The following is a 16802-nucleotide window of genomic DNA, read 5'->3' as shown; positions in this document are numbered from 1 at the left end:
TATAAAATCTTATGGGATTGGATAAAAATATTAATTTTATATAGAAGAGTTATTTTGTAGGTTTCTGCTTTATATTAATATTTAGAGAGTAACAATTATATTTAAAAATTTTGCAGAGTTAACTATGTGTTTAAATTTATAGATTTAGTATTAAAGCTTATCTGTACTCTATTTTATATTGGTATTTAGTAATAATTGTAAACTTCTTGTAACATATATTTTATATAATTGAAACAATGGATATAATATGAAATATAATAAATTTAGGGATGTGAATATATGAATGTATTAATTGCTGATGATGAAGTGAGTATGATTAAGATACTTTGTGCTTATTTTAAAAAAGAAGGCTTCAATGTATTTACTGCAAAAAATGGGGAAGAGGCTTTAGATGTTTTTTATGAAAATAAAATAGATTTAGCAATACTGGATTGGATGATGCCAGTAATTGATGGAATAGAGGTTTGTAAAGAGATAAAGGAAAATAGTAACACAAAGGTACTTATGTTGACAGCTAAAAGTCAAAGCGAAGATGAAATCGAGGCACTCAATATAGGTGCAGATGAATATGTTAAAAAGCCATTTGACCCTAGAGTCTTAATAATAAGGGCTAAGAAATTGGTAAATTATAAAGATACAATTAATATAAGAGATTTAAAAATAGATTTTGAGTCAAATAAAGTTTTTAAAGGTAATGATGAACTACTATTGACTAAAAAAGAATTGGAATTAATACATTGCTTAGTAAATAATAAAGGAATAGTTTTATCTAGGGAAAGACTTTTAGATTTAGTCTGGGGATTGGATTATGATGGAGATTTTAGAACAGTAGATACTCATATAAGAAGACTGAGAACAAAAGTAGGAGAAGATATAATAAAAACTTACAGAGGATTAGGGTATAGTCTGGAGGATTTTGATGACTAAACTAAATAAGAAGCTATCTATAAGTATATCAATAGTAGTTGTAGTTGTTTATATAATATCTATAGCTATAAATAGTATGTTTATTCATAGGTATTATTTACATGAAAAAAGAAATGTATTGAACAACATTGAAAATGAAATAAAACATAAGGATATGAATAAATTAAAGTCAAATATTGAATTAATTGAAGAAAAAAGTAATACAGCCATTGTATATGTAACATTAGATAAAAATTACAAAAATAAAAATAGTATGGATAAAATAAATCAAGATTTGCTAGACGCTTTTTGGAATAAAGGTTTGAGCTTAAATAAATTTTGGATTGAAGGAAGTGTTTTAAAAGATATTGACAATAAAAGTATTAATAAAATATATAATCAGGGAAAAACCAAATATAGTCTACTAGTAAAGTTTATGAAAAAGGATAATTATTTATTTGCTATATCTATACCAATAGAACATTCAGAAGAAACAATTGGTATAGTAAATAGATTTAATATAATAATGGGGATATTTTCAGTAATTATAATAACTATACTTACATTTATACTGTCAAACAGAATTATAAGACCTATGGAAAAGTTAAAGCTTTTATCGAAGGATATATCTGAGTTAAATTTTAGAACTGAGGCTATAAAAACGAATGATGAAATAGAGGAGTTAGCTTATAGCATAAATATAATGAGTGTGAAGCTTGAAAAGGCACACAATGAATTAAATAAAAGAAATGAAAATTTAAAATCTTTTATATCTGATGCATCTCATGAAATGAAAACTCCAATAGCACTTATAAAAGCATATGCTATAGGTATGAAAGATGGTTTGGATGATGGTACTTATACAGATACAATAATTGAACAGGCAGAAAATATGTCTAATACAATAAATACTCTTTTATATTGGGCTAAATATGAGAAAAAAGAAGTTAGTTTGTGTGAAGTAGATTTAAAGGAAAGACTGCTTAAGAATTTAAAAAATTATGAATTATTGATATCTAAGGATAATATAAGTGTTAAATGCGATATAGAAGATAAAAATCTTATAATAAATTCTGATAAAGATAGTATAGACATGGTACTTAATAATTTGATTAGTAATGCAATAAAGTATACTAGTGATAATGAGATAGAGATTAATCTTTTTAGAGATAAGGATAAGATTATTTTATCTATAAAAAATGGAATAGATTATGATAGAGAAGATGATATTGATGATATATGGAAGCCTTTTTATGTCTTAGAGAAGTCAAGAAGTAAAGAACTTTCAGGTACTGGTCTTGGTCTTACAATAGTTAAGACTATACTTGAAGAAAATAATTTTAGATATAAGGTTGAAATTTGTGATGGAAAGATAGAATTTTATATTATCTTTATATAGTTGTGTATTATTTTATAAGAATACATTGAATTAATTTATTTCCCTGATGGATAAAGTTGTTGTTTGAAATATGATTACAGGTTTAAATTATATTCTAAATATTATCTTGATAAAAATAAAACTTCACATAATATTCACATGAATTCTCTATTAAATTCACACACAAGAGTTATTATATAAACATAGAAGATAGTAAAAACTAGCTTAAAAACATAATATAATACCCTATATAGATAGTGGCAACTCTCCCTCACATCCTCAATTGTTGCCACTATTTTAATTTTTTTGTAAAAACACAACAACAAAAAACCCCACCATACAGTGGAGCTCTTTCAACTTTCATTCAATCTCTTAACTTTTATCTAAGCACTAAGCCTTAAAACAAACAGAATTTTTACCTTCAAGCTCTCTATTTATCTTAGCAACCTTAATCTTAATCTTGTCCTTCAAAGGGATACACCCTATATTGCTTTCACTTTTCACATTAACACTTCCAACAAACTTACCAGAATCATTATAATACTTTGCAACACCAACAATATCTCCCTTATTGATAGGATAGCTCATGCTCTTAAACACTATCTTAGGATTGATATTCTCATTATCTGAAACAACACCATATAAATCTTTATCCACTTTAACCTTTATCTTAAAATCATCAATACCATCAACACAAGGAGTTTCTATAGTATCTCCTTTATGAGCTATCTTCTTAGAATGGAAATTATCTTTACCATATTTCAATAAACTAGCAGAAGAAGAAATTCTACTCTTCTTATTACCATCACCAAGCACAACACCTATTAATCTATGATTTCTTTCATTTTTAGCATCTTTAGGAACCATCATAGAAAATGCAAAACAATATCCAGCATTATCTGTATAACCTGTCTTTATTCCATCTACACCAGGAACTGAAACAAGTAGAGGATTTGTATTGTAGTGTGTAAAATCCTTTTTAGTATCATTATAAACTTGCATAGTAGTTATTCTAGTAACCTGACTTTCATAATGGTCATACATATACTTTCCAAGAGTAACTATATCATGAGCTGTTGATATGTTTTCTATAGGAGGCTCTTTACGTTCTGGGTCAGTATATCTAGGAAGACCATTTGGATTAAAATAATACGTATCATGCATTCCTATTTCTTCAGCTTTCTTATTCATCATATCTACAAAACTCTTTTCATCTTTACCAATGTATTTTGCTATGGCCATAGCTGCATCATTTCCAGAAACAAGCATAAGACCCTGCATAAGCTCTCCTAGAGGTATTTCATCTCCATCTTTAAGCTTACAAGTAGAACCTCCAACAGAAGCTGTAGACTTGTCTATTTTTACTATATCAGTTTCTTTAACTTGATTCTTATCTACTGCCTCTATTGCAAGTAAAAATGTCATCATCTTACTTAAGCTAGCTAGAGGCATTTTTTCGTCGCTATTTTTTTCAAATAATATTCTTCTAGTATCTTGGTCTATAAGCAATGCCGCCCTTGACGAATTTGGGACTGGTGGATTATCTGCAAATGAGAATCCAGGTGTTATAAATGTAAAAATTAATGCAAGTATTGCTAAGTGTTTTATTTTTCTTTTCAAAATTTCATCCTCCATTTCATATACTAATTATGTGCGCAAGATAGGAACTATCAGTTTTATTTATTTAGATATTCATTAATCATATCTATTATATAAGCAATTTCCTCATCTGGTATCGAAATATTAAAGTAAGCTTCAGTTGTTTTAAAAGCTTCTCGTATTAATTCATATAATTTATAATTTTTACCAATTAAATCAGTAATGTTATTATATGGAAAAGTTGTATTTTTAAAACATCTTTCTATCATAAAAGAGCAGTGTAATATATATCCAAGTTTAAATTTACTCTTAAGGTCTTCGTCTATTAACTCTATTATTGAAAATAATGATGAATTAACATAGTTGAATAATTTAACTGAGTCCAATAATTCTAAGTTCTGAGACATAAAGTTTATTATTAAGCTGTTATATGATAGATTTGTTTCCTTTATATTAGTGATAATGTTGGCATTGAATGTACCTTCTATTATCTTGTTTAACATATCAAGCCCATATCCATTTAGAAGTTCTTCTATGTGTATAAATGGAGTGTTAGCAACATTAAAGTCTACACTACCAACAACTGCTAAAATTTTAGTATTACTAAATTTATTCCTATACATTTTAAAACTCTCTATATTATGAGGAACTAAGTTAATATTGTATTTATTAATATTTTTAAGTGAAGAATTTATAAAGTCTGCAACTTTCATAGCTGAACCATAACCTGTTATACAAGTAGTTATTATAACATAATCTCTTGATTTTTCAGGGTAATCTATTTCTGATGAGTCAATTGCAGCTCGTCCAATATATGGATTTAAAGAGCTTAAAGAGTTAGCTAACTCATCTAAGGTCATTTCTGGTAGAGTACTTTTTCTTACTGCTTCCAAAACTATTGGAGTAGACACCATTTCAATAGAGCGTGTTTTAATCTTTGTCTTTTCTGAAATAAGTTCTCCAAAAGCTATAAGAGAACCCATATCTGTTAAAAGGAGTACTCCCTTACCTTTATCACATTCTTTTACCAATTCTATAGCTTTGTCAAGTATAGTACTTACTTTCACATCCAAAGGCATGTCAATTGCATTACAATGGTTTGTACCAAGTAGTGAATTGGCTACATCACACATACTGCTAGCTGTTGAATTTCCATGAGCAAGTATTATAACTCCAATACTTTCAGCGTGATTATTAGGCTCAAGGTATGTACTATTTAGAAACATAGATATAAATTTTACTTCATCTTTGGGTAAAGATATCTGTAGGTCATTTTCAATTATACTTAAAACTATTTTAGCTATATTTAAATCTTTCTCTAAGAAAATTTTATCATTATATAGATTGTACTTAGGATTATATGTATCCTGGTTTATATTTTCTATTAGAGCACTTATATGCATTGAAAGAGCAACATAAGTCTGTTTTGTATATTTATTTCTAGATATTTTTTCAGCTTCTTTTAAAGAGTGTTCAACAGCATAGTAAATCTTTGGGTTGATTACTTTAAAAATCTCATTACTTGTATAATCAGAATGAGTCACTGATGATACTGAAAGTAATTTTGTAGAGTATTTCTCCATATAATTTATAAACATACTCCTTATATCATTTTCTAGATAAGGAATCTCTGTAGAGTATCTAAATCCATTGTTTGATGTATCTATATTGTATTTAGATAGTTCTTTTGTATACTCAACTTCTAAGTTGTTACCATTGAATTCATAAAAAAGCATATAATCAAGTTCTGATAATTTGTTTAAATTACTGCGATTTTCATTCAACTTTAAAAGACCAGTGTAAATATAGTCAGGAACAAGAGACAAGTCTATTTCTATGTTATCTTTTAATTCAGTCTTATAATTTAAAAATGCTCTTGCACTCATAAGTTGTATATCAGACTTAAGTTGACCTATATTACCAAAACAGTCATAAAGTAGTAATGATTTAATTACATCTTTATGAACTCTTATAGTTGCATTAGTATATTTAGATTCTATAATGAAGAAATACTTAATGAGAGATAATCTTTCTTTTAAAGACCTATCCTGTAAAGCAGGTAGGTTAATTGTAACAGGAATTCTTCTTAGAAAAGTTCCAAGTAAGGAAGACTGTATATCTTCTGTTGTAGCACACACAATAAAGACTGTAGCTCTGTGTACGACATCAGATTCTCCTAATCGTCTGTATATACCTTTATCCATCAAAAGAAAAAGCATCTCTTGACCTTCTGGGGGTAATCTGTGTATTTCGTCTAAAAACAATATACCACCATTAGCCTGTGCAACTATCCCAAATTTATCCTTGTTAGCACCAGTAAAAGAACCTTTAACATAACCAAATAAATTACTAAGAAGTAAGTTAGCATTTTCTGCGTATTCAGCACAATTAAATACTACAAATTTACTTTCAGAAGAAAAGACTTTGCTTTCTATAGCATATTTGTACATTGTTTCAGCAAATGTACTTTTTCCAACACCAGTAGGCCCTATAAGTAATGTATTAAGACCTTTTGGAGGGTAAAGTATGGCAGATTTAGCTTTTTCTATAGCTAATTTAAGGCTAGAATCATATCCAAGTAATGTTGAGAAGATATCCTCTGAATCATTTTTAGTTGATTTAAATAGTTCATTACAATTGCTTATAGAATATTCTGAGCTATTTAAAGTACGACCAATCAAATTTTCAATAATACCAGCATGTAAAAATAAAATAGGTTTACCAGATATTTTTACAACTTTCTTTTCATTGTATAGATTATTTAATTCTTTACTAGTATTACTTCTATCAAGAGATGAATTGTTAGCAACTTCAAGAGTAGTAAATCCTGTTTTCTCTGATTGTAGGTCTTTTAAAGTTATATTATTACATAACTTATGTAGTGATAATAAAACTTTATCTTTTCTTAACATATAGTACTCCCTTTCTTTATATTTAAGTTATATAAAATATATTATAATATATATTTTATATTAAAATAAGGTTTATAGTGGATATTTTGTATTTTACTTTTTAATATGTTGTTTTGTGTAGTAGTTGGTGTTAAAATAATAGTTGCATTATATGAGATATGGATTTTTATGGATTTACATAAGGCATTATGTTGTTATATTAGATAAGTATAAACTTTGTAATGTATGTAGCACTTTTATTTAATGTTCATATAAATATAAAAACTAATTATTTAAATAAACATAAAAATTAATTATTATCTTATGAGCAATTTGCAAGTGTACAGATTTAAAATTATAGTTATTGTAAATCATAAATTATAGTAGATTTTAAAGTATTCAATGAAGAATTAATAAAATGAATACTAGGTGGAGAGATAATTTTTTATTGAAACAAAAATAATGAAAAGAAAAATAAGCTTATAAAATTTAAAGAGGTTATATATCAATGGTTGAAAGTGTCTATGAAATATTAATTCAGCCATTTTATGGTGTAAATAACTTTATAATTTATTTTTGACAAGCATAAAAAACAAATTTTTTCATAAAATCTAAATATTGGATATTAATTATTTAAACTAGTTTAAATAATTAATATATTGTAATAAAATATGAATAATATTATAAAAGAATGGGAGATATGTTTTGTGGATATAGATAGAATTTTAAATTTTTCCTCAAATGCAGGTAAAGCTATGTTGCAGAGTGGAGGAGAAACTTATAGAGTTGAAGAAACGATAAGTAGAATATGCCAATCTTTTGGTATAGAGCATGTAGATGTATTTGCAACTCCAACAGCTGTAATGGCATCTGTTTTTGTAGATGGAAAACTACACTCAGCAATTAAAAGAATAAGTTCAAGAAGGGTAGACCTAAACTTAGTTCATGAAGTTAACTCATTATCAAGAGCAATCAGTATAAATGATTTAGATATTGAGTTATGTGAGAGGATTTTAGATGAGATAAGTGAAGACAATTATTATTCAGATATAGTAACAATAATTTTTGCAGGTATTGCAGCAGCAACTTTTTCTATATTATTTGGAGGAGATTTAAAAGAATTTATAGCTGCGTTTATGGTGGGAATAATGACTAAATTTGTTATTATGTACTTAAATAAGTCTTCACTAAACGATTTTTTTGTAAATGCAATAGGAGCAGTTGTCATAGCTTTTTGTTCCATTGTGATTCTAAAGCTTGGATTTATAAAGACTATGGACCATTTAATAGCAGGAGCAATAATGCTTTTGGTTCCAGGGCTTGCTTTAACTAATGCGTTAAGAGACTTGTTAGATGGTCAATTGATATCTGGTCTTGCAAAGTTGGCAGAAGTATTTTTTGTAGGTGTATCCATAGCAGTAGGAATGTTTTTGGTACTAGGATTATACTTCAAGTTAGGGGGTATATAAATGAAATTGTTTATAGAAGTAGTAGCAGCTTTTTTTACAGCCTTAAGTTTTGGAATTCTATTTAATATGAAGGGAAAAAACTTGATAATATCAGGTGTCGGTGGAAGTATAGCATGGTTTTCATATAAGTTTTGTTTGAATATGGGTGTATCAGTAAATTTGTGCTTTTTTATAGCTACAGTATGTTTTGCAATATATTGTGAATTATGTGCTAGGATTTATATGACTCCATCGACAACTTTAAGTGTCTGTTGTCTTATAATTCTAGTACCAGGTTATGGAATATATAACACTATGTATTCTGTTTTAACTAATGACTATATTAAGGCAGTAGAGTATGGGGTAAGTACATTATCTTGTGCAAGTTCGATTGCATTGGGATTAGTATTTATAACCACAGTATTTAGGAAAGTTAATCTATATGGAATAGTTTCAAAGATAAAAGATAATGAAAAATATAAGAAGAGCATAAATAAAATTAAACCACAGAAATAGAAAAAATTGACTTTTATGCCAAAGGATGATAATATAATAACATAAAATAGAATAAGAATATCTTTTATTAAATTAGATATTCTTATTGTCATAATATTAGTCACGGTTTTTTATTTCAACAAACCGACAACTTGAATCACAGATGTAAGTTTTAGAACTTGTTTTGTATTAACAAATTTGTATTAATGTAGAAACCTTAATTCTAAATTAAAAGGGGGAAGATTCACAATGGAGAAGCTGTCAGAGAAGAGGAGAGTCAAGGCAGTAAGTATGGAAACCTTCGTATTTATTGTACTTTTGGCGGTAGGATTTGGCTATGTAGGCAGTATCATGGGTGCAGGAATGATGTTCAAAGTAATAATGAGTACAGCACATGCACTTTTACTAGAAACAGTATTTTTGATAATGGCAATGGCAGTCCTTGCAGGTGCACTTAGTGCATTACTTTCAGAATTTGGAGTAATATCTTTAGTAAATAAGATATTTAAGGGCCTTATGAGACCTATATGGGGGTTACCTGGTGCTAGTATAGCAGGAGTAGTGGCAACTTATTTATCTGATAACCCAGCTATTATACCATTCGCTAAAGACAAAACATTTACACAATACTTTAAAAAATACCAAATACCTGCTTTATGTAACTTAGGAACAGCTTTTGGTATGGGACTTATTGTAACAACTTTCATGATAGCTCAAGGTAAAGAATATGTATTACCAGCTATAATTGGTAACGTTGGAGCAATAATAGGTAGTATTATTAGTGTTAGAATTATGTTGACTTTTACTAAAAAGTATTATAATTATGACCCTAAAATTGATAATGACAAACAAGCAAATGGAAAAGGTGAAAAGATTGAAGAGTTTAGAGAAATAAGAGATGGTAATGTATTCCAAAGAGGATTGGATGCTATACTTGAAGGTGGTAAGCTAGGTGTTGAAATGGGTATGGCTATAATACCAGGAGTTTTAGTAGTTTGTACATTAGTTATGTTATTAACTTTTGGACCATCTACAGACCCTGCTACAGGTCAAGCTGTTTACACAGGAGCTGCATATGAAGGTATAAAATTATTACCTGCTATTGGTGACAAAATCAGTTTTATAATAGAACCATTATTTGGATTTACTTCACCAGAAGCAATAGCATTCCCTGTAACTGCATTAGGTGCTGTTGGGGCAGCAATATCTCTAGTGCCAGAATTTATAAAATCAGGTGCTGTAACTCCTAATGATATAGCAGTATTTACAGCAATGGGTATGTGTTGGAGTGGATATTTAAGTACACACATTGGTATGATGGATGCTTTAGATGCAAGACCATTAGCTGGTAAAGCGATTCTTTCGCATACAATAGGTGGTTTATGTGCAGGTGTATGTGCCCACTTTATATTTATGCTTGTTGGATAGGAATGTTTTAAAAATCAAATATTAAGATATTATAATTTATTAGATTGAATCAAATTAACAATTTAAATATGTAAAAATTAAATTAGTGATTTAAATATATAAAGGTGCTGTTTTGAAATAGAGATTTATTTTCATTTTAAGACAGCACCTTTTAGTAATTTGAAGGTATTAATTAAATGTATTGATTGAATTTATTATGATAAAATTGTATTATATACATTAGAGTCAATTTAAACAGTAACAGTAAGGAGGAATTGCAGTAAATGAAAAAAGAACGACTACATCATGAAGACTTAAAAGAGTATGATTATGATGAAGATGACTATCTCAGTAAGAAAATAATTATTAAGGACTTTATAAAAACTATATTGGTTATGATAATTGCTACTGGAATATCAGTAGCTTTTAAAAAAGTAGGTTTTAATGAATCTAATATTATTTTAGTGTATATATTAGGTGTATTATTTGCTACAAGTATAACACATGGGTATTTTTTTGGAATACTTTCTTCAGTAATAGGAGTGCTATCATTTAATTTTTTCTTTACACACCCATTATATACTTTTATAGCTTATAGAAAAGATTATCCAATGACCTTTTGTATTATGCTTTTGGCAGCAATTATAACAAGCACTTTAACTTCTAGAATAAAAAAAGAAGTAAGACTTTCTCATAAAAGAGAGAAAATGATAAGGTTGCTTTATGAAAATAATAAAACACTTCTTAAAGCAAAAAATAAAAATCAAATAATTGAATTTTGTGGGTCTAATTTGGTAAACATGTTAAATAGAACTGTTATAGTAACTATTGCAGATGGTGATAATAATCTAGGTAAGCCAAGTATTTATATTTGTAATAATGATGGAAGTGAGAATATATTCCACTCAGTATTAGAAAAGGAAGCTATAAAAGAGGCTTTTAGAACAGGTGAACCAGTTGGGATTGGAACAAAATATTGTAAAAATAGTAGTGCTTACTATTTTCCTATAAAAGGTCAAGAATCCAATGTTCTTGGTGTTATAGGTATTGCATGTTTTAAAATTGATATTATTACGGAAAATGAAAAGATATTGTTAGAAGCAGTTTCAACACAGGTTGCATTAGCAATTGATAGAGAAAACCTATTTGAAAAGAATAAAAAAGCTAATCTTGAAACAGAACGAGAGAGATTAAGAGGAAACTTACTTAGATCAATTTCTCATGATTTGAGAACTCCACTTACAAGTATACTAGGTTCTTCTTCAACTATACTTGAAAATGATGACATAATAGATAAAGAAACTAGAGTAGAGCTACTAAAAAATATATATGAAGATACAAGTTGGTTAACACACTCTGTTGAGAATATACTTAGCATGACCAGAATAGATGAAGGAAAATTGGATATTGAAAAACGTCCAGAGGTTGTAGATGAAATAATTGCGGAATCTATATTAAGAGTTAAAAAATTTGCCAATAGTAGAGAGATACAAACCAATATACCAGATGAAATAATAATAGTTCATGTGGATGTATTATTGATAGAGCAAGTTTTAGTAAACTTAATTGACAATGCTATAAGACATACACCTAAAAATTCTAAGATAGAATTAACTGTAAGCAAAGAAGCTGAAAATGTATTATTTGAAGTGGCAGACAACGGAAAAGGAATACCAAGTGAAGATATTAAGAATATATTCAATAGATTTTATACAAAGAATAAAGCAAGAAATCTTGAAAGAAGAGGGATTGGTCTTGGTTTAGAAATATGTAAGTCTATAGTACAAGCTCATGGTGGAGAAATTATTGCTTTCAATAATCCTTCTGGAGGAGCTACATTTAGATTCAGTATACCTTTAGATAAAGGGGAGGTGAAAGACGAATGGAAGTAAAGCCGTTGGTTTTAATTGTAGAAGACGATAGACCAATTTGTAAATTTATAAAAGTGTCTCTGGAAACTCAAAACTATAGATGTGTAGAAACTGACAATGGAGGCACAGCTATATCACTTATACATTCTCTTGACCCAGATTTAATAATTTTAGATTTAGGTTTACCAGATATTGATGGAATTGAGGTAATAGGTAGAGTTAGGGCTTGTGCTAAAAATAATAAAATAATTGTTGTTTCAGCAAGGGAGCATGAAAGAGATAAAGTTGAGGCTTTAGATGGCGGAGCAGATGATTATTTAACTAAACCTTTTAGTGTAACAGAACTTTTGGCTAGAGTGCGTGTGGCCCTTAGAAATAAAGTTCAACAAGGTAAGATAAATAGTGACGTTCCTACCACCTTTGAGGTTAAAAATCTAAAGATAGATTATGAAAAGCATCTTGTATCTATTAATGGTGAGGAGATACACTTAACTCCAATTGAATATAAACTTGTTGAATTAATGTCTAAGTATTCAGGAAGAGTTTTAACACATAAATTTATAATAGATAAGGTATGGGGTAATTACTATGAAAGTGAAAACCAATCCCTTAGAGTTTTTATGGCAAGTATAAGACGAAAAATTGAAAAAAATCCTGCTCAACCAGAGTATATTTTAACTGAAGTTGGAGTAGGATATCGCATGACAGATGAATAAGTATCAAATTAAAAGTATTAGTTAATCTAAACTAGTAATATTTTAACTAAATATAAATAGCCATGTATTTTATAATAAGTAGGAGGAAAGACAGCCTATTAATATTATATTTGCATGGCGATTTTTAATACAAAAACTATATTTTAATAAAGACTATATTTTTATTTGAATAAAATATATTTCAAATTGAGCTTTAGTTAATGTGATATTTCTTTTTGATAAATACTTTTTATATATAAAATATTTTACTTATTAATAAATATTTTTTAATATAAAAAAGTTACTATTTTTATCTTTTTATAATGGTCTTTATGATATTATTAATATAACTATAATAACAACACTGTAATTCATTGTAGAATGTACTTTTTTAGCAATGAGAACTTATGTCTTTTTAAATGGGTAAAGCAGTTTGATTTTTCATAATATAAATATTTATTTAATAGTTATGTAAATATTTATACTATATATTGAATGAAGATATGAGTATAAAATATAATTTTTATAATGTAAAACTTGCTTAGAACTAAGTTAAGGTATGAATAACAAGAATTATATGAAGATTAAAAAAATAGTATGTACAGCAAAAGATATTTATGATAATTTAAGTTTTAGAGAGTCTCAATGAGTAATATGATAATGAGCTCTATTTGTCAAAAAAGATGATGCTATTGTATTCTTTTTTTTTATAAAAAAGTACAATAGCATCATCAAAGGTACATCAAAACTTGACATAGTTTCAAGAATTTAAAAAATTGAATAAAAGGAGTTATACATAAATGAGTGTGAGAAACTTAGTAGATGAATTAGATGAAATTATATATGTTTCCTCCTTGGATACATATGAACTTTTATATATTAATAAAAATGGGAAAAGGCTATTAGGACTTGATGATATTTCTCATAGAAAATGTTATGAAGCATTACAAGGAAGAGATTCTCCTTGTGAATTTTGTACTAACTCTTTTTTGAAAGATGATGAATATTACATATGGGAAAATACAAACACTGAAATAGACAGACATTTTATATTAAAAGATAAATTAATTGAGTGGGAAGGCAGAGCTGCACGACTGGAAATAGCTCTTGATATTACTGATAAGGAAAATATAAGTAAGTCGATAGAAGAAAAATTAGAAATAAAAGAATTACTAGTTGGGTGTATTAAACATCTTATAACAGAAACTAATTTTTCAGATGCTATAAATCTTGTATTAGGCAGTATTGGGAAATTTCATAAGGCTGATAGAGCATATATTTTTGAAGTGTCAGCAGATGGTAAAAAGATAAATAATACATATGAATGGTGTAATCAAGGGGTTGAGGGACAAAAACAATTCCTTGAAGATATTGATATTGAATCACTAAAAAATTGGTTTTTATTATTTCATGAAAAAGGTTTTATAATAGTAGACAATATAGAAAGTTTAAAAGAAACACAACCAATTGAGTATGAAATTTTAAAACCTCAAAATATTGAAAGTTTAATAGCATCTTCATTAAAGCAAGATGATAAAATTATTGGATTTATTGGAGTTGACAATCCACAGAGAGCTGTTAAGGACACATCTCTTTTGACTTCTCTATCTTATTTTTTATTGACTGAAATGAAAAAGAGAGAAGTAGAAAATAAATTGAATCATATGAGCTACTATGACTTTTTGACTGGGGTTTACAATAGAAATAAATATATTAAATACATAGATAATTTTTACAGCAATAAAGCTAAATCTATGGGGGTTGTGTTTATAGATATAAATGGATTAAAAGATATCAATGATAACTTTGGACATGCTAGTGGCGATTCTGCTATTGTATCAACCTGTGTAATTATAAAAAAATACTTTCATTCCTATAATATTTATCGTATTGGTGGAGATGAGTTTGTTGTATTATGTGAGGAAATTTCAAAACAACTATTTGAAGAAAAGGTTACTTGGTTAAGTGAGGAGTTTAAAGATACTAGGGTATATAGTGTAGCAATAGGAAGCACTTGGAGTGAAGATAATATAAATATACATATGTTGACTAAAATTGCTGATGAGAGAATGTACCAAGATAAGCAAAGATATTATGAAAAAAATAAATTAAGGACCAATAAATTAGAGGAGATAAGCAATTTAAATGCTTCAGAAAAAAGAATTTTATCTACATATGAAGATTTAGAGTCTAAAGAATCTTTTGATAGTATAACAAGTGATGGATATTCCAAAACTTATGAAAAATTAGTTTATAATACATATGATATTATCTTAGATATTTGCTTAGAGAAAAACTTAATTACTCCAATCTATCAATCAGAAAACAATATTTTTAAAATTTCTGTAAAAGAGAATATACAAAAAACATTTTTATACATTAGAAACTATATAGTTCATCCTGATGATAGAGCTATATTTTACTCTAATCTTTATTCAAAGTTTCTTGATGATTCAAAAAATAACAAGCAAGAGGACTTAAAGTTGAGTTTTGAATGTAGATGTTTAGGAGAGGATAAAAGGTACTATTGGGCATCTATGTGTATCCTAAATGTCATCAGTAAAAATAAATTTGGTGAAAATCAGACACATATTTTGCTTTCTATTAAAAATATAGACCATATTATGCAAATACGTAAAAGGCAAAGAGATATATTGACAGGTCTATATAATTACGAAGGCTTCTGTGAACAAGCAAACTTATTACTCAAAAAACATCCTAATAAACATTATGTTGCTATAATGATGGATATAGATAAGTTCAAGGTAATTAATGATATTTATGGTATTCAAGAGGGAGATAGGGCATTAATATATATTGCAGAACTGATTAAAAAAAATATTACTTCTAAGGGAATCTGTTGTCGTATGTATGCAGATGTGTTTTGCATTTTTTATGAGTGTTATCATGATAAAGAGGTAGATAAATTAATTTATAAGATTACAAAAAGTTTAAGTATAAAGCAATTTGAATATATGTTAGTACCATGCTTTGGAATTTATAGGATTTTGGATAATAATATATCAGTTACAAATGCCTGTGAAATGGCAGGATATGCACATAAAAATGTAAAGAAGCAAAGTATAAGTCATCATATGTTTTATGATGAAGCTATGAGGAATGATGCAATTGAAGAAAAACAGATGGAAAGAGAAATGGAGTATGCATTGGAAAATGGACAGTTTCATGTATACTTACAACCTAAGTATAATCTTGAAATAAATGAAATTGTAGGAGCAGAGGCCTTGGTTAGATGGATACATCCAGAAAAAGGTATAATACCTCCAAATAAATTTATATCACTATTTGAGAAGAATGGGTTTATTATTAAACTAGACATGTATATATGGGAGCAAGTATGTACTTTGATAAGAAAATGGATAGACTTAGGTCAGAAGCCAATACCTATTTCTGTAAATGTATCAAGATTACATTTGTATAATCCTCAATTTAGATATATCGTTTTAGGTCTAATAAATAAATATAATATACCAAAATCATTTTTGGAATTAGAACTTACAGAAAGCTTATTTATTAAAAATATAAAGCTATTTGCCAAGATAATAGCAGAGCTTAGAACAGATGGTATTATATTAAATATGGATGACTTTGGCTCGGCATATTCTTCATTAAATATGCTAAAAAATATAAATATTGATACATTAAAGATAGATTGTGGATTTTTCAATGAAAAAGAAATTACAGAAAGAGAAAAAATTGTTTTAAAGCATACTATAGCCATGGCTAAGGACCTAGAAATGGATGTAGTTGCAGAAGGTGTAGAAACAAAAGAGCAAGCAGAATTTTTAGCTAGTTTGAATTGTGTTGTAATTCAGGGATATTACTATTGTAAGCCTATTCCAAGTCCAGATTTTGAAAGTTTACTTTATAATCATCAAGATAGTAAACTAATAACTACTTAAAATAATATACTTTATTTAAATGTAATATATTCTGTGATAGGTTGTCTAAATTAAATGTAAGATAGTCTGTATATATTCAGTCAATTAATAATTCAAGGTTGAAATATATACAGGCTTTATAGTATTTAAAATTTAATTTTTAGAGATTTTTATTCTAAACGCTTGTATAGAACTTCTTTACCGTAAATA

General features: G+C 27.6%; 10 protein-coding genes. 8 read left to right on the top strand and 2 right to left on the bottom strand.

Annotation, left to right across the window (positions count from 1 at the left end; translation table 11 throughout):
• The first annotated feature begins 279 nt into the window (after window positions 1-279).
• Both JJC01_17830 and JJC01_17825 read left to right on the top strand, forming a co-directional pair.
• A complete protein-coding gene (locus tag JJC01_17830) occupies window positions 280-927 on the top strand; it encodes a response regulator transcription factor (GenBank protein UDN57996.1) in 648 nt (215 codons plus the stop codon).
• Window positions 920-2305 carry a HAMP domain-containing histidine kinase gene (locus JJC01_17825; GenBank protein UDN57995.1) on the top strand — a complete coding sequence of 462 codons (1386 nt, stop codon included), beginning with the start codon at window positions 920-922 and terminating at the stop codon, window positions 2303-2305. The genes JJC01_17830 and JJC01_17825 overlap by 8 nt, the downstream gene beginning before the upstream one ends.
• Window positions 2306-2674: 369 nt before the next feature.
• Here JJC01_17825 and JJC01_17820 read toward each other — a convergent pair whose 3' ends face one another.
• Window positions 2675-3919: a D-alanyl-D-alanine carboxypeptidase gene (locus JJC01_17820; GenBank protein ID UDN57994.1), complete on the bottom strand. Its 1245-nt coding sequence runs from the start codon at window positions 3917-3919 to the stop codon at window positions 2675-2677.
• 41 nt (window positions 3920-3960) lie between these two features.
• A complete protein-coding gene (locus JJC01_17815) occupies window positions 3961-6795 on the bottom strand; it encodes a sigma 54-interacting transcriptional regulator (protein ID UDN57993.1) in 2835 nt (944 codons plus the stop codon).
• A gap of 686 nt (window positions 6796-7481) precedes the next feature.
• Here JJC01_17815 and JJC01_17810 point away from each other — a divergent pair.
• From JJC01_17810 to JJC01_17785, 6 genes are all read left to right on the top strand, one after another.
• Complete coding sequence (locus tag JJC01_17810; protein ID UDN57992.1) at window positions 7482-8243, top strand: threonine/serine exporter family protein; 762 nt, start codon at window positions 7482-7484, stop codon at window positions 8241-8243.
• A complete protein-coding gene (locus JJC01_17805) occupies window positions 8244-8738 on the top strand; it encodes a threonine/serine exporter family protein (protein ID UDN57991.1) in 495 nt (164 codons plus the stop codon).
• A gap of 228 nt (window positions 8739-8966) precedes the next feature.
• Window positions 8967-10145 (top strand): hypothetical protein, encoded by a 1179-nt coding sequence (locus JJC01_17800; protein ID UDN57990.1) that lies wholly within the window; start codon window positions 8967-8969, stop codon window positions 10143-10145.
• 263 nt (window positions 10146-10408) lie between these two features.
• A complete protein-coding gene (locus JJC01_17795) occupies window positions 10409-12016 on the top strand; it encodes a DUF4118 domain-containing protein (protein UDN57989.1) in 1608 nt (535 codons plus the stop codon).
• Window positions 12007-12711 carry a response regulator transcription factor gene (locus tag JJC01_17790; GenBank protein UDN57988.1) on the top strand — a complete coding sequence of 235 codons (705 nt, stop codon included), beginning with the start codon at window positions 12007-12009 and terminating at the stop codon, window positions 12709-12711. Before JJC01_17795 ends, JJC01_17790 begins: the two co-directional genes overlap by 10 nt.
• A gap of 779 nt (window positions 12712-13490) precedes the next feature.
• The gene (locus JJC01_17785; protein UDN57987.1) at window positions 13491-16613 is read left to right on the top strand and encodes a bifunctional diguanylate cyclase/phosphodiesterase; all 3123 of its coding nucleotides are present in this window, start codon (window positions 13491-13493) and stop codon (window positions 16611-16613) included.
• The last annotated feature ends 189 nt before the right edge of the window (window positions 16614-16802 follow it).

The organism is Clostridioides sp. ES-S-0010-02, from assembly GCA_020641055.1.
Classification (GTDB): domain Bacteria; phylum Bacillota; class Clostridia; order Peptostreptococcales; family Peptostreptococcaceae; genus Clostridioides.
Note: the sequence above shows the minus strand (reverse complement) of the source record. Positions and strands in the feature narration are given on the sequence as shown.